The 21,934-nt window shown below is 62.9% G+C and carries 17 protein-coding genes; 6 read left to right on the top strand and 11 right to left on the bottom strand.

Translation table 11 applies throughout. From position 1 onward, the window contains the following. Window positions 1-11: 11 nt before the first annotated feature. The 6 genes from AC3YMN_RS03965 to AC3YMN_RS03940 all read left to right on the top strand — a co-directional run bounded on the left by AC3YMN_RS03965 (window position 12) and on the right by AC3YMN_RS03940 (window position 7,796). The gene (locus AC3YMN_RS03965) at window positions 12-998 is read left to right on the top strand and encodes an ABC transporter permease (protein WP_127753553.1); all 987 of its coding nucleotides are present in this window, start codon (window positions 12-14) and stop codon (window positions 996-998) included. Continuing rightward, window positions 998-2,170, top strand: a complete 1,173-nt coding sequence (locus tag AC3YMN_RS03960) for an ABC transporter permease (protein WP_127753554.1) — start codon at window positions 998-1,000, stop codon at window positions 2,168-2,170. Before AC3YMN_RS03965 ends, AC3YMN_RS03960 begins: the two co-directional genes overlap by 1 nt. 3 nt (window positions 2,171-2,173) lie before the next feature. Beyond that, entirely contained in the window at window positions 2,174-3,913 is a 1,740-nt protein-coding gene (locus tag AC3YMN_RS03955) for an ABC transporter ATP-binding protein (RefSeq protein WP_489888998.1), read from the top strand. A 12-nt stretch (window positions 3,914-3,925) separates the two neighbouring features. Continuing rightward, window positions 3,926-4,702 carry a 2-oxo-tetronate isomerase gene (otnI, locus tag AC3YMN_RS03950; RefSeq protein WP_489888997.1) on the top strand — a complete coding sequence of 259 codons (777 nt, stop codon included), beginning with the start codon at window positions 3,926-3,928 and terminating at the stop codon, window positions 4,700-4,702. 10 nt (window positions 4,703-4,712) lie between these two features. Continuing rightward, the gene (locus AC3YMN_RS03945) at window positions 4,713-5,588 is read left to right on the top strand and encodes a 2-hydroxy-3-oxopropionate reductase (RefSeq protein ID WP_489888996.1); all 876 of its coding nucleotides are present in this window, start codon (window positions 4,713-4,715) and stop codon (window positions 5,586-5,588) included. 78 nt (window positions 5,589-5,666) lie between these two features. After that, entirely contained in the window at window positions 5,667-7,796 is a 2,130-nt protein-coding gene (locus AC3YMN_RS03940) for a beta-galactosidase (RefSeq protein WP_489888995.1), read from the top strand. A 60-nt stretch (window positions 7,797-7,856) separates the two neighbouring features. Here AC3YMN_RS03940 and recN read toward each other — a convergent pair whose 3' ends face one another. From recN to mraY, 11 genes are all read right to left on the bottom strand, one after another. Beyond that, window positions 7,857-9,527 carry a DNA repair protein RecN gene (gene recN, locus AC3YMN_RS03935; RefSeq protein ID WP_489888994.1) on the bottom strand — a complete coding sequence of 557 codons (1,671 nt, stop codon included), beginning with the start codon at window positions 9,525-9,527 and terminating at the stop codon, window positions 7,857-7,859. 117 nt (window positions 9,528-9,644) lie between these two features. Then, entirely contained in the window at window positions 9,645-10,490 is an 846-nt protein-coding gene (locus AC3YMN_RS03930; protein ID WP_127753560.1) for an outer membrane protein assembly factor BamD, read from the bottom strand. Window positions 10,491-10,573: 83 nt separating this feature from the next. Then, window positions 10,574-11,530: a UDP-3-O-acyl-N-acetylglucosamine deacetylase gene (gene lpxC / locus AC3YMN_RS03925; RefSeq protein ID WP_127753561.1), complete on the bottom strand. Its 957-nt coding sequence runs from the start codon at window positions 11,528-11,530 to the stop codon at window positions 10,574-10,576. A gap of 106 nt (window positions 11,531-11,636) precedes the next feature. Continuing rightward, window positions 11,637-13,298 (bottom strand): cell division protein FtsZ, encoded by a 1,662-nt coding sequence (gene ftsZ, locus AC3YMN_RS03920; protein WP_127753562.1) that lies wholly within the window; start codon window positions 13,296-13,298, stop codon window positions 11,637-11,639. 568 nt (window positions 13,299-13,866) lie between these two features. Then, window positions 13,867-15,180: a cell division protein FtsA gene (gene ftsA / locus AC3YMN_RS03915; RefSeq protein WP_127753563.1), complete on the bottom strand. Its 1,314-nt coding sequence runs from the start codon at window positions 15,178-15,180 to the stop codon at window positions 13,867-13,869. Further along, the gene (locus AC3YMN_RS03910; protein ID WP_489888993.1) at window positions 15,177-16,064 is read right to left on the bottom strand and encodes a cell division protein FtsQ/DivIB; all 888 of its coding nucleotides are present in this window, start codon (window positions 16,062-16,064) and stop codon (window positions 15,177-15,179) included. The genes ftsA and AC3YMN_RS03910 overlap by 4 nt, the downstream gene beginning before the upstream one ends. Continuing rightward, window positions 16,052-16,975 carry a D-alanine--D-alanine ligase gene (locus tag AC3YMN_RS03905; protein WP_489888992.1) on the bottom strand — a complete coding sequence of 308 codons (924 nt, stop codon included), beginning with the start codon at window positions 16,973-16,975 and terminating at the stop codon, window positions 16,052-16,054. Before AC3YMN_RS03905 ends, AC3YMN_RS03910 begins: the two co-directional genes overlap by 13 nt. 34 nt (window positions 16,976-17,009) lie before the next feature. Then, on the bottom strand, window positions 17,010-18,428 hold the full coding sequence (gene murC / locus AC3YMN_RS03900) for a UDP-N-acetylmuramate--L-alanine ligase (RefSeq protein ID WP_489888991.1): 1,419 nt from the start codon (window positions 18,426-18,428) through the stop codon (window positions 17,010-17,012). Next, the gene (murG, locus tag AC3YMN_RS03895) at window positions 18,425-19,540 is read right to left on the bottom strand and encodes an undecaprenyldiphospho-muramoylpentapeptide beta-N-acetylglucosaminyltransferase (RefSeq protein WP_489888990.1); all 1,116 of its coding nucleotides are present in this window, start codon (window positions 19,538-19,540) and stop codon (window positions 18,425-18,427) included. Before murG ends, murC begins: the two co-directional genes overlap by 4 nt. Beyond that, on the bottom strand, window positions 19,537-20,697 hold the full coding sequence (locus AC3YMN_RS03890; protein WP_127755256.1) for an FtsW/RodA/SpoVE family cell cycle protein: 1,161 nt from the start codon (window positions 20,695-20,697) through the stop codon (window positions 19,537-19,539). Before AC3YMN_RS03890 ends, murG begins: the two co-directional genes overlap by 4 nt. Window positions 20,698-20,826: 129 nt before the next feature. Beyond that, on the bottom strand, window positions 20,827-21,912 hold the full coding sequence (gene mraY / locus AC3YMN_RS03885) for a phospho-N-acetylmuramoyl-pentapeptide-transferase (protein WP_489888989.1): 1,086 nt from the start codon (window positions 21,910-21,912) through the stop codon (window positions 20,827-20,829). Window positions 21,913-21,934 lie beyond the last annotated feature (22 nt).

Raw genomic sequence — 21,934 nt, 5'->3', positions numbered from 1 at the left:
GGGGCGGCGCCATGTTGAACTATGTGATCAAGCGGCTGATCTACATGATCCCGACATTGTTCGGCATGTCGCTCATCGCCTTCATGATTATCCAGCTACCGCCGGGGGATTATCTCACCTCCATGCTGGCGACCATGGCCGAGAGCGGCCAGAACGTCGATCCCGCGCAGCTCGAAGCCATGCGCCGCGCCTATGGTTTTGATGACCCGATCTGGCTGCAGTATTGGAAGTGGATCAGCGGCATCATCTTCCGCGGCGATTTTGGCTATTCCTTTGAATGGAACCGCCCAGTCGCCGACCTGATCTGGGAGCGGATGGGCTCGACGCTCGCCATCTCGATTGCCGCCCTGCTCTTTGTCTGGGCTGTGTCCCTGCCGATCGGCATTTATTCGGCCATGCGACGCCACTCGTTCGGCGATTACGCGTTCACGTTCCTCGGCTTTATCGGCCTCGCCGTGCCCAACTTCATCATGGCGCTGGCGCTGATGTATTTCAGCTACAAGGTTCTGGGCCAGAGCGTGGGCGGCCTGTTCTCGCCTGAATATGTCGAGGCGCCCTGGAGCTGGGGCAAGTTCGTCGATCTCCTGGCTCACCTCTGGATCCCGATCATCGTCATCGGCACCAGCGGCACGGCAGCACTGATCCGCATCCTGCGTGCCAATCTCACCGACGAGTTGAACAAGCCCTATGTGGTGACGGCTAAGGCCAAGGGCCTGCCCGAATACAAGGCCGTGTTGAAGTATCCGGTCCGGATCGCGCTGAACCCCTTCGTTTCGGCGATCGGCTGGGTCCTGCCCGAGCTTGTTTCTGGCGTCACCATCACCGCCATTGTCCTCAACCTGCCCACGGCCGGCCCGCTGCTGCTGCGGGCCCTGATCAGCCAGGACATGTATCTGGCCGGCAGCTTTATCCTGCTGATGGGCGTGCTGACGCTCTTTGGCATGCTGATCTCCGACATTCTGCTCGCCCTTCTTGACCCACGGATCAGGTTCAACTGATGCTTGCGCACACTTTCATCGAGGGAACGCCCGAAACCGGCCCTGCCGTCTCTTCCCTGCAGGTCGGCAAGCCGATCGAAACTGCGGTCGCGGGTCCATGGCGGCTGATGTGGGCCAAGTTCTCGCGCAACAAGGTCGCGCTCGTCGCCGGCGTGATCATCCTCATGCTCTATCTTATCGGCATCTTTGCCGAGTTCCTGGCACCCACCCTGCCCGACGCGGCCCGCCCGCAATTCACCAATGCGCCGCCCCAGGAACTAAGGCTTTTCGTGACCGAGCAGGATGGTAGCCAACACTTCCAACTGCACGTCACTGGCTACACTATGAGTGTGGATCAGGCATCGCTGCGCCGTAGCTACGTGATCGATGAGAACGCCGTCGTGCCCATCGGTCTCTTGGTCAAGGGCGCGCCCTATAAGCTCTGGGGCCTGTTCCCTTCCGACGTACATCTGCTCGGGCCCCTCAAGTCGACCGATACCATGTATCTGCTGGGCACCGATAAGCTCGGCCGCGACCTGCTGAGCCGGTTGATCCACGGCACAAGGGTGTCCATGTCCATCGGCCTGATCGGCGTCGCCATTAGCCTCTGTCTCGGCGTGACGCTCGGTGCGATCTCTGGGTTCTACGGCGGCGTGGTTGATCTGGTGATCCAGCGCATCATCGAGGTGATTTCCTCAATGCCGACTATCCCGCTTTGGCTGGGCCTTGCCGCGGCCATTCCGCTGAGCTGGTCACCCCTGACGGTGTATTTCCTCATCACCCTTATCGTCTCGCTGTTCGGCTGGACCGGACTGGCGCGGGAAGTGCGGGGCCGCTTCTTTGCCCTGCGCGGCGAGGATTTCGTTACCGCCGCCCGTCTGGATGGCTCAAGCGAACGCCGGCTGATCTTCCGGCACATCATGCCCTCGCTGACGAGCCACATCCTCGCGGTCGTGACCCTCGCCCTGCCCACGATGATCGTTGCTGAAACGGCGCTGAGCTTTCTCGGCATTGGGCTCAAGGCACCGGTCGTGTCCTGGGGGGTGCTGCTGCAGGACGCGCAGAATGTGCGCACCATTGCGGGCGCGCCCTGGCTGCTGATCTGGCCGGCAGGCGCTGTGGTTCTGACCGTGCTGGCCTACAACTTCCTTGGCGATGGTCTGCGCGACGCGGCCGACCCCTATGAAAGCTGAGCCATGACTGTCCATCCCCTCTCTACCGGCACGCAGCCAGCAGGCGATGAGGCGCCGATTGTCCTCAGTGTCGAGCATCTCAGCCTCGATTTCCGGCTCCGCACCGAGATCCTGCATGCGGTGCGGGATGTCAGCTTTGTGCTGCGGCGCGGCGAGACCCTGTGCCTTGTCGGTGAAAGCGGCTCGGGCAAATCGGTGACCGCCCGTGCCCTGCTTCGTATCCTTGATCGCAACGGGGCCATTACCGGCGGCCGCATCCTCCTCGGCAACCAGGGCGAAGAGATCGACATCGCAGCGCTCTCGGACCGCGATCCCAAGCTGCTGCAAATCCGCGGCGGACGCATTGGGCTTATCTTTCAGGAGCCGATGAGCTCGCTCTCGCCAGTGCACACGATCGGCAGCCAGATCATCGAAGCCCTGCGTCTGCATCGGCGCATGGACAAGAAGCAGGCGCGTGCCGAAACCATCGAGCTCTTGCGGCAGGTCGAGATCCCCAATCCCGACAAGATGGTCGACCGCTATACCTTCGAATTCTCCGGCGGCATGCGCCAGCGCGCCATGATCGCCATGGCGCTGGCGGCTGATCCCGACATCCTGATCGCCGACGAGCCCACCACCGCGCTCGATGTCACAACCCAGGCGGAGATCCTCGATCTCATCAAGCGCCTCCAGGTGAGCCGTGGCATGGCGATGTTGCTGATCACCCATGACATGGGCGTGGTCGCCGAGGTTGCCGACGCCGTTGCGGTGATGCGCTATGGCCGTATTGTCGAGGCGGGCAGCGCTGAGGACATTTTCCATGATGCCCGTCATCCCTACACGGTGCGCCTGCTCAACTCGACGGTGAAGCTCGAGCAGAACCAGCGCACCGCCGCGCGTGCCGAGACCAGCACGCAGGCGCGCCAGCTGGTCCTTAGCGTGCGCAACCTGTCCAAGGTTTATGGTGCCTCGAGCGCGTGGTTCGGTGGCAACAGCCATGCGCTCAAAGCCGTCGATGATGTGAGCCTCGATCTTTATCCCGGCGAGAACCTCGGCATTGTGGGCGAGAGCGGCTCGGGCAAGACCACGCTTGGCCGCCTGATCCTGCGCACCGTCGAGCCCAGCGCCGGCACGGTCACCTATCATGGTGCCGGCGCGCCCATGGATGTCACCGCTCTAAGCAAGCAGGGTCTCAAGGCGTTTCATCGCGATGTGCGGCTGGTGTTCCAGGACCCATTCGCGTCTCTGAACCCGCGCATGACCGTCAAGGAGATCATCGGCGATCCGCTTTATGTCTCGGGCAAGATGCGCGGGGCGGCAATCGAAGCGCGTGTCGCCGAATTGCTGACGCTGGTAGGGCTCGACCCCATGGCGATGGAGCGCTATCCGCATGCGTTCTCCGGTGGCCAGCGCCAGCGCATCGGCATCGCCCGCGCCCTGGCGCTCGATCCCAAGATCATTATCGCCGACGAGGCCACGGCAGCGCTCGACGTGTCGATCCGCGCCCAGATCCTCGATCTGCTGCTCGACATCCAGCAAAAGCTGGGCCTGAGCTTCATCTTCATCTCCCACGACATCTCCGTGGTCCGCTATTTCTGCGACCGGGTTGCGGTGATGCGCCTGGGCAAGCTGGTGGAGGTCGGCACCGCCGAGCAGATCTGCACCCAGCCGCAACACCCCTACACCCAGAGCCTGATTTCGGCTGTTCCCAACCCCGATCCCCGCAACAAACGGATGCTGCACCGCACCCGCTATGTGGCCTGAAGGAAAACCGCCTTGCCCAAATTCTCCGCCAATCTCGCCTTCCTCTATGCCGACCAGCCATTCCTTGACCGCTTTGCCGCGGCGGCAGCCGATGGGTTCAGGGCCGTCGAATATGTTGCCCCGTACGCCTTTGGCGCCGATGAGGTCGCGGAGCGCCTGAAGGACAATGGTCTTGAGCAGGCGCTGTTCAACCTGCCCCCCGGTGACTGGGACGCTGGCGAGCGCGGCATTGGCTGTCTGCCCAACCGCGTCGAGGAGTTCCGGAGCGGCGTAACGACCGCCGTTGCCTATGCGCAGGCCCTGGCTTGCACCAAGGTGAACTGCCTTGCCGGCATCGCCCCTGCGGGCAGCAGCGTGGAAGAGCGCGATGCAATTCTGATCGACAATCTGCGCTATGCGGCACCGCGTCTGGCCGATGCCGGCATCAAGCTGCTGCTCGAGCCGATCAATCTGCGTGACATTCCGGGGTTCCACGTTTCGACGACCCACCATGCCGAGCGCATCCTTGATGCGGTGGGGTCCGACAACCTCTTCATCCAATTCGACGTCTACCATACCCAGGTGATGCAGGGAGACCTCGTGCCCACCTATGCCCGGCTGCGCGAGCGCATCGCCCATGTCCAGATCGCCGATAATCCCGGCCGCAACGAGCCGGGCACGGGCGAGATCAACTATCCCTTCGTCCTCAGCGAACTCGATCGGCTCGGCTACACCGGCTGGGTAGGCTGCGAGTACAAGCCCAAGGCCGGCACCAGCGCCGGGCTCGGCTGGATGAAACCCTATCTCTAAGGAGCGCAACATGAATATCGGTTTCATCGGCCTCGGCGTCATGGGGCGCCCCATGGCCGGCCATCTGATCGCTGCCGGGCACCAGGTCGCCTTGCACCGGGTCAAGGAAGCGTCCCAAGCCTTGGTCGAGCAAGGCGGCAAGGCGCTGTCGAGCGCGCAGGCCGTGGCTGAGGCCTCCGACATCGTCATCCTGATGCTACCCGACACGCCCGATGTCGAAGCGGTGCTGTTTGGACCTGAGGGCGTGGCCGCCGGCCTTGCCCCCGGCAAGCTCGTGATCGACATGAGCTCCATCTCGCCCATTGCCACCAAGGACTTCGCCAGCCGCATTGAGGCGCTCGGCGCTGATTATCTGGATGCACCGGTTTCGGGCGGCGAAGTGGGCGCCAAGAACGCCGCTCTCACCATCATGGTGGGTGGCAAGGAGGCGGTGTTCCAGCGCACCCTGCCGCTGTTCCAGACCATGGGCAAAAACATCACGCTCGTCGGTGGTGTCGGTGATGGGCAGACCGCCAAGGTCGCCAACCAGATCATTGTCGGGCTCAACATCCAGGCAGTCGCCGAGGCCTTGCTGTTTGCCCAGAAAGCCGGCGCAGATCCCGCCAAGGTGCGCGAGGCGCTGATGGGCGGCTTTGCCGCGTCCCGCGTGCTTGAGCTGCATGGCGAACGCATGATCAAGCAGACCTTCGATCCCGGATTCCGTATTCGGCTGCACCGCAAGGATCTGGCGCTGGCGGTAGATGCGGCGCGCGCGCTTGACCTTGCCCTGCCCAACGCCGCGGCAACCCAGCAGCTGATGAATGCCGCTGTCGCCAGAGGTGACGGCGACAAAGACCATTCCGCCCTGATCCGCACCCTTGAGGCGCTGGCGGGCGGCAGCAGCTAGCCCCACGCACCAGCACAAGCTTGCCAGCAGCGGCGCCGACGTGCCGCTGAACGAACCTTCATGCCCAGGAACCAAGCCATGCCACTCGACAAGCTGCCGCAGACGCCATTTGGAGCCGTGTATTTCCGCAAATCCAATCCACCGCGCGAGGATTGGGAGCGCGATTATGCCGTTGCTGCCGAGGACGGCATGAATGTGTTCCGGCACTGGTTCATGTGGTCGGCCATCGAGCGGCGCCCCGGCTTTTATGACTGGGACGATTATGACCGGCAGATGGACCTTGCCGCCAAGAACGGGATCAAGACCATCATCGCCGAGTTGACGCACACCGTGCCAGACTGGGCTTACCGCAAATTTGCCCATGCCCGGCAGCTGCGGGCTGACGGGCGGCCGTTGACCTCCACTATGGGGGTGAGCGCGGCAACCGGCGGCTTTGCTAATAATGGCGGTGGCGCGGGCTCGCTGAGCATGAATGCGCCTGAGGTCAAGGAAGCGGTGGGCAACTTCCTGTCTACCCTCGCGACCCGCTACAAGGGCCATCCCGGCCTGCTCGGCTATGACGTGTGGAACGAGGTCAACTACGCCGCCGACGTCGACTATTCCGAGTTCATGAAGGCCGATTTCCGGCTCTGGCTGCAGGCCAAGTATGGCGATCTCGATAGGCTCGCCAATGCCTGGTATCGCTATTCCTATGCCGAATGGGACGACATCGAGCCGCCCCGCGAAGTGGCAGCTTACCCCGAGAATCTCGACTGGCTCGCCTTCAAGCGCGAGAACTACTACGACCAGATGCAGTTCAAGATCGACACCATCCGCGGGATCGATCCGGATTGCCTGATTGCCGCCCATGGCGTGGGTGGCGCGATCCCCAACATGGCCGCCAATGGCTCCGATGACTGGCTCGCCGCTTCCAAGGTCGAGCTCTACGGGCTGACCTGGGTGCCGAGCCGGCGCGGCTTTGCACCCTGGCAGAACTTCTTCGGGCCAGACATTACGCGAGCGGCTGCCCGCGGCAAACCCTGGTGGCATGCCGAACGGCCTGGCGGCCCGCTGTGGCTGCAGCCGCAAGTGCTGGGCCGCGACAAGGAAGATGGCCGGGTGATGGACCCCGAAGATATCCGCACGCTCACCATGACCTCCTTTGCCGCCGGCGCAACTGGCGTGCTCAACCTGCGCTACCGGCCGCTGCTGGACGGTCCGCTGTTTGGCGCCTTTGGCTCCTATGGCATGGACGGATCGCGCACCCCGCGCTCGGACATGGCGAGCGAGATCGGCAAATGGGCCAATGCACCCGAGCAGAAGTCGCTGTTTGCGGCCAAGCCGGTCAAAGGCGATATCGCCCTGCTGGTGATCCCGGAGGCGCAGGCATGGGACTACCTGCTCAACCACAACCACAAGCCCGAGACTTATCGTGAGGCAATGTGGGGTGCCTATCGCGGCTTTTTCGACAATGGCATCCAAGCCGACTGGGTCCATATCGATCATATCGACGATTACGACACCATCTATGCCCCCTACCCGATCATGCTGACTGGTGAGCATGCGCAGGCCTTGGCAGCTTGGGTGGAAGCCGGCGGAACCCTGATCTCGGAAGCAACGCCGGGCTATTTCGGCGATCGCGGCAAGGTTGGAACGGTGCAGCCCCACAACGGGCTCGACCGGGTGTTCGGGGCGCGCGAAAGCGAGGTCGAGTTCATGCCTGATATCGGGGATCGCATCCGTTTCGATTTCGGTGGGAAGCCAGTTGGCGGCGGCGGGTTCCTGCAGTCCTATGCTCCGACGACGGGCACTGCGCGCGGCGCTTTCACGGACGGTCGCACCGCGGTGGTGGAGAACAGCTTTGGTAAGGGCCGGACATTGCTGGTCGGCACCCATCCCGGCATTGCATATTTTCGCACCAGCAGCGCGGAAAACCTGGCTTACTTTGCTGATGTGCTCGCGTGGACCGGCAAAAAACCGCTATTAACCCTCTCAAACCCCCAACTGCATGCCCGCGTGCATGAAGGACCGGAAGGAGCTGTGCTTTGGGTGATCAATCCTACGCGCGAGGCGCAAAAGGCGGAAGTCATGGTGGACCAGCAAATCGCCTCCCTGGGTAAGCCTTACTGGTCATCATACAACGCTGCGGATGGTGCGGGGGCAATTACCGTGCCGGCCCGCGATGTGCTGATTGTACGGCTGAACAAGAGCGGCGGCGAAGCGGCTTAGATTGTAGCCCTGCAGCAGCGGGAAATCCGCTGCTGCCAATGCTCCGCGCTTCCAGATCCGTCAGTGCACTTCGCTCAGAAGCTTGCTGGCAGCGGCCCTGGCTTCCTCGGTAACCTTTGCGCCGGCCAGCATGCGCGCTACTTCCTCGCGCCGCGCTGGAGTATCCAGCGGTTTGACATGCGTACGGACAAAGGCGCCCTCTTCAACCGCCTGCTTCTCGATCAAGAGATGCCGTTGAGCACGGGCGGCAACTTGGGGAGCGTGGGTCACGGCCAGAACCTGCACCTTGTTGGCCAGGCGCGCCAAGCGCCGCCCAATGGCGTCTGCCACCGCGCCGCCAACGCCGGTGTCGATTTCGTCAAAGATCAGCACCGGCGCCGAACCACGATCGGCCAGCACCACTTTGAGCGCCAGAAGGAAGCGGCTGAGCTCGCCCCCTGAGGCAACCTTGAGCAGCGGCCCGGGCATGGTGCCCGGATTGGTTTGCACATGAAAGGCGATCTGGTCGTAGCCAGACGCCATGAGCCGGCTTTCATCGATCTGGTGATCAACGATGAAACGCGCCGAACCCAGCTTCAAATCCGGCAACTCGGCGCCCACGGCCGCGCCCAGTGCCCCGGCAGCCTCGGCCCGGCTGGCACTGAGAGCCTTGGCATGGCTGCGGTAGAGCGCTTCAGCCTGCGCCGCCGCGGCTTCAAGGGAGGCCAATCGGCTTTCCCCACTTTGCAGGGTCTCCAGGTCAGCGGAGAACCGCGCCAGCACGGCTGGCAGGTCATCGCAGCTGGTCTGGTGCTTTCGTGCTGCAGCGCGCAGGGCAAACAAGCGCTCTTCCGCACCCTCCAGCTCGGCCGGGTCAAACGCCATCTCACGCTTGAGCTCTTCAAGCGCATCGGCGGTACGATCAAGCGCAACTAACGAGTTATCGAGCGCATCGACAATGGGCTGGAACAGGTCTGCCCCACCGTCGATCTTGCGGAGCAAGCGGCGCATCAGCCCGGCAAGGGCCGGCGCCGGAGCCATGGGTCCGTTGATCAACTCGTCAATTTCCCCGACCTCGGCGGCCGAACGCTCAAGCTGCTGCAGATGTTGCCGGCGCTCGGACAACTCTTCTTCCTCGCCGACCTGCGGGGCGAGCTTGGAGAGCTCTTCGACAGTGTGACGGGCGAAGTCCTCCTCCGCCAACGCCGCCGCAACCAAGGCTTTCTGCTCCTTGACCGCAGCTTGTGCATCGGCGAGTTCCTGCCAGGCGTCCCGGACCAGAGCCGCCTGGGTGTCCAATTCCCCAAAGGCGTCGAGCGCCGCGCGGTGGGTTGCGACATCCACCAGAGCGCGGTCATCGTGCTGGCCATGGATTTCCACGATCTGCGAGCCAACGCGTTGCAGGAGCGCAGCCGACACCGGCTGATCATTGATAAACGCTCGGGTGCGGCCATCGGCATATTGCACCCGCCGGAGGATCACGTCCTCATCGTCCGGGATGGCGTTGTCGCGCAGTGCCGCCCGCGCCGGGTGATCGGCCGCAAGTTGCAGCACGGCGACAACCTGGCCGTTCTCGCTGCCGCGGCGCACCAGCGAAGCGTCCCCCCGCCCGCCGAGAGCCAGCGTCAGCGCATCAAGCAGGATCGACTTGCCGGCGCCGGTCTCACCGGTGAGGACTGTCATGCCGGCGCCCAGCGCCAGATCAAGCTGATCGATAAGGACAATGTTGCGAACCGAAAGCGCGTTCAGCATTCCCGGAAATCCCAAGCTCCACCCAGACCGGCACCGCTGCGCGGCATGGCCGGCAAATAATCGGGGCACGCCAGCAAACTAGCGCGCCCCGGAACAAACAAGCAACACTTTAGTTCGTTACTTGCGCAGCGAACTCATCCAGCTGCCGCTTCCCATGGCAGGAGCCAGACCCTGCTGGCCCAGTTTCTTGAAGGCTTCCTGGTACCAGGTGCTGGAGGGATAGTTGTGTCCAAGCACGGCCGCTGCGGTTTTCGCCTCATTGACGAGACCGAGCAGGAGATAGGCCTCGGTCAGGCGATAAAGCGCTTCCTCGATGTGGGTCGAGGTCTGGTGTTCTTCCACAACCACCCGGAAGCGATTGATGGCAGCCGTGTACTGGCCGTTGCCGAGATAATAGCGGCCAACCGACATTTCCTTGCCAGCGAGTTGGTCATAACCAACCAGCAGCTTTTCCTTAGCGTCCTCGGCGTAAGGCGACTTGGGATAGTTGGCGATCAGCAGATTATAGGTGTCGATGGCATCGCGCGACAATTGCTGGTCGCGAGTGATGTCCTTGATCTGCCCGTAATAGGAGTTGCCCTTGAGATAGAGCACGTAAGGAACGTCCTTGCCGTTCGGATAAAGCGCAAGGAAGCGGTCGGCGGCGAGGATCGCTTCGGCGAACTTGCCGATGCGGTAATGCGCATAGACCTGCATCAGCTTGCCTTTTTCCGCCAGGGGCGAATTGGGGTGCTGGCGCTCGAGGCGCTCAAGCTGGGTCACAGCCGTGTTGTAGCGCTGCGCGTCCATATTATCGAGAGCCTGCTGATACAGCGACTCCGCCGGGATGATCGGCTCTTCCTTGGCCTTAGGGGGCCCGAACAGGTTCATGCCCGAGCAGCCCGTAAGCGCCACGACCATGACGCCAACCGAAAGCAACCGGACTGTCCGGCTAGCGCGACCACCAAAAGCAACAACTGTCACGAACTGTCCCGTCCTTACACGTACCGCTGCTGCGGCGTAGATAGAAAATGGATCAAAACTGTGGCCGTGCCGGCCACGAAGAATTAACGCACCGAACGCAGGTAATGATTGACAGCCAGCCCATCAGGTTGATCGTCAAACGCCTCGAATTCGAGCGGCAATGCCTCGGCGCCCACTATTTCATAGTTGGCTTCACTCGAAAATAGCCCAGCCAGAACATGGGCGTTCAAGGCGTGGCCACCCTTATAGGAGCGGAACCGGCCCCAGATCGGCAAGCCACCGAGTGACAGGTCGCCGATGGCATCGAGCAGCTTGTGACGGACGAATTCGTCCTCGTAGCGCAAGCCGCCGGGATTGAGGATCTTGTCCTCATGGACGGTGATGGAATTGTCGAGACTCGAGCCCATGGCGTAGCCGGCCTGGCGCAGGATCTTGGCGTCGCGAACGAAACCGAAGGTACGGGCACGCGAAACGTCGTCGTAGTACCGGCGCGGCGTCCAGTCGAAGATCATGCGCTGGCGGCCAATGACCTTGCTGTCGAAATCAATCTCGAGATCGAGGGCGCGGCCGTTATAGGGCTCGAGCGCGGCAAAGGAGTCGTTGTTGCGCACGGTAACAGCGCGCATGACCTTGAGGAACTTGCGCTGGGCGGGCTGGATTTCGAGCCCTGCTTCCAGAATCGCCTGGGCGAACGGGAATGCACTGCCATCAAGAATGGGGCATTCCGGGCCGTCCAGAGTGATCAAGGCATTGTCGACGCCCATGCCCGACAAGGCGGAGGTCACATGCTCGATGGTGGCGACGCTGACGCTGTCGCCCAGATCGAGCGTGGTGCACAGCGTGGTGCGGGTAATGCGTGAGAAATGCACCGGTACGGGCTTGGTGACCCTTCCGTCGCTCATTTCGCGGCAAATCAGGAACCCGCTATCTACGGGCGCGGGGCCCAAGGTAAGCGTAACGGGCTGTGCCCCGTGAACACCATATCCAGCAAAGGACAGGGTGGATGACAGGGTGCGCTGGCGCGTGGACAGTTTATTCATACTCGGGATCACTCCACCCCAGCGGGGTACGCGGAAACTGTTAGCCAAAAAAAACTCGGTGCGGAAGCCGCACCGAGTGATGTTGGATGCTCGCTACAAGGAACCGTTAACCGTGCTTGCGCAGGAAAGCGGGGATCTCAAGATGCTCTTTCTGGGGCGCAGGAGCGGGCTGGCGACCATGCGGATCAAGAGCGCCGCGCGCACCTTCAGCAGCAGCCGGAACCCGCGAAGCCCTTGGGCCGCCTGCCTCAATCGCGCTGCGGGCAGCGGCATCATCGGCTCCGGAATAGACCGCTTCGTCGCGTCCGCCTTCAGCGGTTTGACCCAGGCTCAGGCCCACATTGGAGGCCAAACGCTTGAACAAGGCACGGGCATTGCGGGGCTCGGCGTCCTGCCTTTCCTGCGGCTCCTGTGACCGGCGCGCAACAATTGGAAGCTCCTCAGTGCGGGGCATCCGGCGCTGACCTTCGGGGCGAGCGGCGTGCGAAGGCACATAAACGCTCGGCACCGGCGATTCTTCGGGCATTGCGGGCTCGTCCATCTCGTCGATGGCCTGGGCCGAAGGGATATAGGGCTCCACCATCACACCATCATCGTCATGGCCGCTATAGGCGGGGGCTGGCGCTTCATGGGAGATAGCCTCGGCTACCGCGGCTTCCACCTGATGTTCGATCTGCTGCTGAACAACGCCCTGGGCGCTACGCTCGGCGGCAATACGGGTCGGCTCGACGGGAACATGACGCTTTACCGAAAGCGGCGTGCGCGAAGCATGCGGCTTTGCGGGCTCAAGCGCCTGCACCATGGTTGCATCGGTGCCGGTCGCCACGACGGAGACGCGGATCGTGCCGGTCAGATCTGGATCATAGGTTGCACCCAGGATGATGTTGGCATCCGAGTCGACTTCCTCGCGGATGCGGCTGGCAGCCTCGTCCACTTCGTAAAGGGTCAGGTCAGGGCCGCCGGTGATCGAGATCAGCAGGCCACGTGCACCCTGCATGGACACATCGTCCAGCAGCGGATTGGCAATGGCAGCTTCGGCAGCGTGACGCGCACGGTCTTCGCCCGATGCTTCGCCAGTACCCATCATCGCCTTGCCCATGCCGCGCATCACGGCGCGAACGTCGGCGAAGTCGAGGTTGATGAGGCCTTCCTTGACCATCAGATCGGTGATGCAGGCCACGCCGGAGAACAGCACCTGATCTGCCATCGCGAAGGCGTCGGCGAAGGTGGTTTTTTCGTTAGCAACCCGGAACAGGTTCTGGTTGGGGATAACGATCAGGGTGTCGACATGGCGGTGCAGCTCATCGATGCCGTCTTCAGCCAGACGAGCGCGACGATTCCCTTCGAACGAGAACGGCTTGGTGACCACGCCAACCGTCAGGATGCCCTGCTCACGAGCGGCCCGAGCCACAACCGGTGCCGCACCGGTGCCGGTACCGCCGCCCATGCCCGCGGTGATAAACACCATGTGCGAGCCCGAGAGGTGATCGTTGATCTCGTCCCAGCTTTCTTCGGCTGCGGCGCGACCGACTTCCGGGTGCGAGCCAGCACCCAAGCCTTCGGTAACGCCGACACCCAACTGGATGATGCGCTGTGCCTTGCTGAGGGCGAGAGCCTGTGCGTCGGTGTTGGCAACGACGAAGTCGACGCCATCGAGCCCAGACTCGATCATGTTGTTAACGGCGTTGCCGCCGGCGCCACCACATCCGAATACGGTGATGCGGGGCTTAAGTTCCTGAATATCTGGGATCGTGAGGTTGATGGTCATTAGGGGCCCCATAGTGGCTTGGTTGGTAAAGATTTACCTCCCAAATCGTTAACGGGCACCTAACAACTGTCCCATTGCCGTTAACCCTCATGCAAAATGCAACACTTCCCCGCTCTCTGGAGACCAGGGGACGTGCGGCGTTTCAGGCCGGCTTTCAGCTTCACGAAAACGAGATGGTAAACGGCGCCAGGGCGGCTGAGACGTGCCAAATCTCCGCTCGACCGGAGGTCAGCGGCTGCGACATGGGGCAAGGATCGCCTCGGTGCCGGTCGTCCGGCGAAAGGTATAGGTGAAGCAAGCCTTGCCCCATGCTATCCCGGAGACTCTATGGAAAGGACCGTCCTCGGCTTAAGCCCGTGCCGAAAGCAAACCCGGGGGCTCAAATCGGGTCACAGATCATCCTTTAAACCACAGGACATGGAGCGACCCCCATGCCATCCGGCCTCCCCATGCCGACCGTTCGTCGCGACCGCGCAGTTGCGCATGAAGATGGGGCAACAATAACCGAGCTTTTGGCACCGGGGATAAAGTGAGTCGCCGGGCAGCGGAGGCTGCCCGGCCAACCACGCTAAAAGCTGGCCTTCAGCCAGTGCCCGACCCGCGCCAGGTAGCCATCGGTGCCGGTCAGCTTGCTGGCGCCGCGCGGCTCGGCATATTCATGCGAGCACACCTGCGGGTAAATCAGCATGCCGGCAACGGTCGCGAAGGCTGCGCCCTTGGCCATCTCCGGCAGCCCCGCGATTCCCATCGGCCGGCCGTTGCGCACATTGCGTGCGAGCACGCGGCGCGCGACTTCGGGCAGGCCCGTCATTTCGCTGGCGCCACCGGTCATCACGAAGCGCCGCCCGCACATATCCATCATGCCCGTGGCTTGCATGCGATCACGGATGGCCGTCAGGATTTCTTCGATTCGCGGCCGCATGATCCGGGTCAGCACGGAACGAGCCACCTGCCCCGGCGCCTCATCGTGAGTCGCGCCCACCGGCTGGATGGGAATCATGTCGCGTTCATCGGCCTGGCCGGGCAGCACCGAGCCATAAAGCGTCTTCAGGCGCTCGGCATCGGCAACGCTGACCGAGAGCTGGCGCGCAATGTCCAGAGTCAGGTGATGCCCGCCAATCGCGATAGCGTCGGCATAGCAAAGATGGCCTTCGTTGAAGACCGAAACGGTCGTGGTCGCGCCGCCGAAATCCAGGCAGGCGACACCGAGCTGGGCTTCATCATCAACCAGGGTCGCCAGACCCGAGGCATAGGGCGTGGCGACCAGCGCTTCGATCTGCAAATGGCAGCGATGCAGCACCAATTCGAGATTGCGCATGGCAAGGGTTTCCGAGCTCACCACCGCCACATCGACGCCGAGCTTGTCGCCGACCATGCCTTTGGGATCCTGGATGCCCTTTTGGCCATCGAGCGAATAGCCGATGGGCAAGGCATGGATGATGGAGCGCTCGGGGCGAACGCTGCGCTCGTTAACGGCGCGCAGCACGCGCTGCAGATCGGCCTTTTCGACTTCCTGACCATCAAGCGAGACGGCCGCGGAAAAGGTTTCCGAGCCGAGTCGGCCTGCGGTGACATTGACGAGCACCGACTCCAGGGTCAGCCCGGCGGCGCGCTCGGCCATGCCCACGACCGAGCGAATAGCCTGCTCGGCCTTCTCTATATCGGTGACGACCCCGCTCTTGACCCCCGAGGATGGGCCATAACCAAAGCCGATGACCTCGGCCTTGTGCGAGCGGCCCTTGAGCGACTTGCCTTCCGGCCGGGGCGACAAACGCGCAATCACGCAACAAATCTTGGTGGAGCCGATGTCGAGCACCGCCACAAGCGTGGTGCGCCCGGGCTGAAGGGGACGAAGCCGCGAAGTCATGGCATCGGTCATCATGGTTTCTTGGTTTCTTTTTCTTCTTCGATCTCGGCCGGCCGGACTGCCACGAGGCTATCCACGCGCAAATCGATCACGGTGACGTCGCGGTCGAGGAGCTGGTATTCAGTTTGATACATATCGAGCTTGCGCAGCGCCTGGGCGACGCCAAGCTCGGGCAATTGCACGCGCAAGCCGGTTTCGTAGATCATGTCCCAGCGGCGATCGGCGATGCGCGACAGGGCCACCAGACCCTCCTGCAGCACCGGATATTGCTGCAGCGCCCGGATCATCACGAGGGCATCATCCGCCGCGCCATCGCCCACGACGAGGGGCAGATCGCCATAAGCACCAGCATCTTCGCCGATCTGGTCGCCCTGGGCATCCACCACAAAGGTGACGCCATCCACGCGCCAACGCGCCACCGGCACCTTTTCAGTGATGGTCACGACGATATCGCCGGGCAGGCCCTTGCGGACGCTGACGGCTTCTACCGAAGGCAGCTCGGCAATGCGCAGGCGGGCCGCTTCGACGTCAAACGCAACGGTCGAGGTGTAGGGCTGCACGCCAAGGGCATCGAAGACGTCCTGCTCGCGCGTCAGGGCTTGGCCCGTGATCGAGATTTCGCCAATGGCAAAGCCGGCAGCGGCAGCCTGCCCTTGCGCCAGCTCGCCAAGTGTGGCCATCCCCAGCCCGATCGGCTCGCGGACCTGCCACACACCCAGCCCAACGGCGAGCAGCGCCATAGCGCTGGCGGCCCGCACGAGGGCGAGGCGGTGCAGCACCCAGGCGCGGCCCACAATATTGGCCAGCTTGCGCCGGGGCGGTCGCATGCGAACAGGCAGCTGGCGCGGATTGACCACCCGCGCTCCGGCGAAAAACGCCTCGCTTTTTACCTGTTGCAACTCGCGTCCTCCACCAACCAGGTGACCAGTTCTTCGAAGGAATGCCCGGCGTGAGCCGCTTGTTCGGGCGCCAGCGAAGTGGGGGTCATTCCCGGCTGGGTGTTGATTTCAAGGCAGACCAATTCACCATCTTCGCCTGCCGCGTCGTTGAAGCGGAAGTCGCTTCGGGTAATCCCGCGACACCCCAACGCCGCATGGGCAAGCAGGCTCATCTTCTGCACTTTGTCGTAAATTTTCGGTGAAATTTGCGCCGGCAGCACATGATGTGATCCGCCGGCGGAGTATTTCGCCTCGTAGTTGTAGAAGGCCAGATCGGTGACGATCTCGGTGACGCCAAGGGCTACATCGCCCATCACGGCACAGGTCAGCTCCCGCCCAGGGATATAGCGCTCCACCATCAGCTCTTCGCCGCCCTTCCAGTCTTCGCCCAGGATCTCCTGGGGTGGATGGGACTGGTCAGCCTTGACGATCAGGATGCCAAAGCTGGAACCATCGGCGACGGGCTTGACTACATAGGGCGCGGGCATGACATGGGAGCGGCCCACTTCGGCGCGGCTCGCCACCACATGGTCGGTCACCGGCACGCCGGCGGCCTTGAGCATGATCTTGGTCTGGTGCTTGTCCATGGCCAAGGCCGAAGCCAAAACGCCCGAATGGGTATAGGGAATGCGCAGAAATTCCAGCACACCCTGGATGGTGCCGTCCTCGCCATAGCGGCCATGCAGAGCATTGAAGGCAACGTCTGGCGCAATCTCGCGCAGCTGTTCGGCGACGTCATAGCCGACATCGACCTCGGTCACCTGGTAGCCGACGCGGCGAAGGGCTTCGGCACAGCCCTTGCCGGAGCTCAGGGATACGGGACGCTCATTGGACAATCCGCCCATAAGGACGGCAACATGCTTGGCCATCAAATTGCTCCAGGAACAGCGAACGCGACGGGGTGGCTCACTGGGGATCCTCCCCCATAAGCGCGCCGAGTTCCGCCGGCAGCGCGGCGGCCCATTGCGTAATGTTGCCGGCACCCAGGCACACCACATAGTCGCCCTTGGCCACGCGGCTGGCGAGCAGCGGCGCAAGGGCTTCGGCGCGGTCGATCACGCGAGCATCGCGGTGGCCGCGGGCGCGGATACGGTTGACCAGTTCGTCATGGGTGACGCCGGGGATGGGCTGCTCGCCGGCGGCGTAGACCGGGGCGACGATCACGGTGTCGGCGTCGTTGAAGCAGGCAGAGAAATCGTCGAACAGATCCTGCAGGCGCGAATAGCGATGCGGTTGGACCACGGCGATAACGTCGCGCTTGGTGGATTGGCGGGCGGCGCGCAGCACCGAGGCGATCTCGACGGGATGGTGGCCGTAATCATCGATCACGGTGACGCCGCCGACCACGCCGGTCTTGGTGAAGCGGCGCTTGACACCCGAAAAGCCCTTGAGGCCCTTGCGGATGGCTTCGGCCGGGACATGGAGTTGGTCGGCCACCGCGATGGCGGCGGTAGCGTTGAGGGCGTTATGTTCGCCCGGCATGGGCAGTTCGAGCCCGTCGATGCGCAGCTGGGTCAACCGGATGCGGTCGCGGATCTCGACGGAGAACTTGCTGATACCGTCCACGGTTTCCAGGTCCACGAGGCGCACATCGGCCTGGGGGTTGGTGCCATAGGTGATGACGCGGCGATCGCGGATCTCGCCGACCAGCGCCTGCACTTCGGGGTGATCGAGGCACATCACCGCAAAGCCGTAAAAGGGCACGTTCTCGACGAAGTTGTGGAAGGCGCGCTTGACCCCCTCGAAGTCGCGATAGTGATCGAGATGCTCGGGATCGATATTGGTGACGACGACAACGTCGGCCGGCAGCTTGACAAAGGTGCCGTCGCTTTCATCGGCCTCCACGACCATCCATTCGCCGGCGCCGAGGCGCGCATTGGTGCCATAGGCATTGATGATGCCGCCATTGATAACGGTGGGATCAAGGTCGCCGGCATCGAGCAGCGTCGCGACCAGGGTGGTGGTCGTGGTCTTGCCATGGGTGCCGCCGATGGCGATGGCGTTCTTGAAGCGCATGATCTCGGCCAGCATCTCGGCACGCCGCACCACCGGCAGCGCCCGGGCACGGGCGGCCACCAGCTCGGGGTTGTCCTTCTTGATGGCGGAAGAGACGACGACAACAGCGGCTTCACCGAGATTTTCGGCGCGCTGGCCGATCTCGATGCGGATGCCCATGTCGCGCAGGCGCTGCACATTGGGGTTGGCAGCGGCGTCCGAGCCCTGCACCACATAGCCCTGATTGTGCAGGATTTCGGCGATGCCACTCATGCCGATGCCGCCGATGCCGACAAAGTGGACCGGCCCGATATTGCGCGGCATTTTCATGGGGTATGTTCCAGTTCTTGAAAGTCTTTGCCCGCCAGCATTTCGGCGAGGTCAGCGAGTTTTTCCACAGCATGGGGCGCGCCCAGCCCCTTGGCCCGGGCCGCTGCGGTGGCAAGAGCCGGAGGGTCGGTCAACAAGGTGCCAAGGCGTGTCGCAAGCGATTGCGGTGAGAGCGTAGCCTGCTCGGCCACCCAGCCGCCCCCGGCCGCTTCGACCGTGAGGGCGTTGTTTTTCTGATCGGCATCAATCGAGCCAGGCAGCGGCACAAGGATTGCGGGGCGCCCGAGGACGCAGAGTTCCGCCACCGTCGATGCACCCGAGCGGGCGATCACCAGATGGGAGGCGGCGATGCGCTCCGGCAGGTCGCCGAAAAAGGCCGCCAGTTCAACATTGACTCGAGCCTTGCGGTAAATTTCGGCCACCCGGTCGAGGTCTTCGGCGCGGCACTGCTGCAGTACCTGAAGGCGCTGGCGCAGGGCTTCGGGCAACTCGGCAATGGCGGCGGGGACAATGTCGGACAGCGCCTTGGCGCCCTGGCTGCCGCCGAACACAACGAGGTGCAACGGCCCTTCGGAATCGGGCGCCGCATAGGGGCGATCGGCAACGGCGCGCACCCGGTCACGCACCGGATTGCCGGTGAGCACGGTTTCGATCTGCAGCGCCTCGGCATATTTGGTGCTGGCAAAGCTCAGGGCAAGCAGATCGGCGAAACGCACCAGCGCGCGGTTGGCCCGACCCATTACGGCATTCTGCTCATGCAGGATGCCGGGAATGCCCAGGAGGCTTGCTGCGACGAATGGTGGAAAGGTGGGATAGCCGCCAAAGCCAATAACGGCATCAGGTCGGCTGCGCCGCAGCTTGCGCAAGGCGACGGCAACGCCGCCGCTCAGCTTGACCGCCGCCGCGGCAAACTTGACCGGGTTGCGCGTCGAGGGCGTGGCGGAGGGCACGATGTGGATTTCGCGCGCCGGGAATTCGCTGCCATAGCTTTCCACCCGATGGTCGGTCATCAGCTCGATGACGTGACCACGACGGCGCAATTCCTGGGCCAGGGCCATGGCGGGAAACAGGTGCCCGCCCGTGCCGCCGGCCATCAACATGAACTTTTTCATTCTGCGGGCACCAATGCGCTTTTGTAACTGGGCAGCCCGGTGGCCAGGCGTTCTTCGGGCTTGGTGCGGGTGAACGCGAGCATCAGCCCCATGCCAAAAGCAATGGCAATCATCGAGGTGCCGCCATAGGACACGAAGGGCAAGGTCATGCCCTTGGGTGGAACGAGGTTGAGGTTCACGGCCAGGTTGATGCCTGACTGCATGGCGAACTGGATTGCGAGGGTCGAAGCCGCGAGCCGGGCGAACAGGCTGCTCTGGCGCTGTGCCCCGAGCATGGCGCGGATAACGATAAAGCCGATCAATCCCACCAAAACCATGCAGAAGAGAATGCCGAACTCACCGGCGGCGGCGGAGAACACATAGTCCGCATGGGCGTCGGGGATGAGCTTTTTGGCAATAGATTCGCCGGGGCCCCGACCAAACCAGCCGCCTTCCAGCAAGGACTGGAGGGCGCGGTCGATCTGGTAGGTATTGCCACCACCATCGGGGTTGAGGAAGGTATCGATGCGGCGCGAAAAGTGCGGGAAGAACATATAAGCGCCAAACAGCAGCACGGCTGCGACACCGGCCAGGCCAAAGATGATGAACCAGGAAATGCCGGACAGGAACAGCAGCACGGCCCAGGTCGCCAGTACCAGCGCGGTCTGCCCGATGTCGGGCTGCAGCAAGAGGCCACAAACGATCACCAGCATGATCAGCGTGGCAAGGATCTTGCCCGGTACATTGCGGTGGATCATCGATTCCGAGAACAACCAGGCGCCCAGCACGGCAAAGGCCGGCTTGACGAATTCGGATGGCTGAATGGACTGGCCGGCCAGGGTGATCCAGCGCCGGGCGCCCTTCACTTCCGTGCCCAGCTTCAGGGTCGCCCAGAGCAGGACAACGCTGACACCCAGCGCAATGAGAGCGCCAACCCGCGCCTGCCGGTGGCTCAACAAGGAGGTTGCGACCAGCACGGGCAGCGCCAGCCCACAAAACATGGCGTGGCGAATGATGAAGAACCACGGCGACAGCCCGATGCGCTCGGCCACCGGCGGGCTGGCGGCAAAGCTCAGCACCATGCCGCAGGTCAGCAACAGGATCAGCGCCCCAAGCAGTTCGCGATCGATCGACCACCACCATTCGGCGATGGGTGTTTTTTCGGCACGGGAAAACATCATGGGCAGTCGGCCTCGCGGCCTCCAGGCGGAACACTAGTCCCCATATCTAACCCAGGGATGGTTACCGATTTCCAACTTGCATCGCATTTTGCAACAAGTTGGACAACTGCGGCGCAGCGCCGCCAACTAGCGTAGCTTGAGCGAGCTCAACCCGATCAGCGCCAGCACGAAGGAAATGATCCAGAACCGGATCACGACTTGGCTCTCCGTCCAGCCCATATGCTCGAAATGGTGGTGGATGGGCGCCATGCGGAACACCCGCTTGCCGGTGAGACGGAACGAGGCGACCTGAACGATCACCGACACGGTTTCCAGCACGAAGAGGCCCCCAATAATGGCAAGGACGATTTCGTGCTTGGTGGCGACGGCGATTGAGCCGAGCGCGCCGCCCAAGGCGAGCGAGCCGGTGTCGCCCATGAAGATCTGGGCTGGCGGGGCGTTGAACCACAAAAAGCCGAGGCCGGCCCCGATCAGGGCGCCGCAAACCACCGAAAGTTCGGCTGTGCCGGGGACATGGTTGAGCAGCAGGTAATCCGAGAAGACCTGGTTACCCACGAGATAGGCGATCAGGGCAAAGCAGGCCGAGGCAACCATCACCGGCACAATGGCGAGGCCATCCAGCCCGTCGGTGAGGTTCACCGAGTTACCGGCGGCCATGATCACGAAGCCGCCGAACAGCACAAAGAAGATGCCAAGATCAACCGCCAATCCCTTGGCAAATGGGAACAAAAGCGCATTGGAGAACGCGCCGGGCGAGAGTTGCGAGATGGCGTAGCAGGCCACCACGCCGATGATGGCTTCAAGAGCTAGGCGCTGCTTGCCCCCAAAGCCCTTGTGGCTCATGCGCTTGACCTTGAGGTAGTCATCGTAAAAGCCGATGGCGCCGAAGCCGACCGTCACGAACAAGACCACCCAGACATAGCCATTGGTGAGGTTCGACCAAAGCAGGGTCGAAATAACCGCGCCCGACAGGATCATCAGCCCGCCCATGGTGGGCGTGCCCTTCTTGGTCAGCAGGTGGCCTTGGGGGCCATCTTCGCGGATCGGCTGACCCTTGCCTTGCTTGAGGCGCAGCAAGGAGATCATCCCCGGCCCAAACAGGAACACGAAGAACAAGGCGGTAACCACCGCCCCCGCCGTGCGGAAGGTGATGTAGCGGAAGACGTTGAACGCCGCGAGCGTGTCCCCCAACTGGGCAAGAAAGTACAGCATTTCTGGGAGGTGTCCTCGCGTG

It is taken from the genome of Devosia sp. Z11_6, from assembly GCF_058133665.1.
The sequence above is the reverse complement of the archived record's forward strand: the minus strand, read 5'-3'. Positions and strand labels throughout refer to the sequence as shown.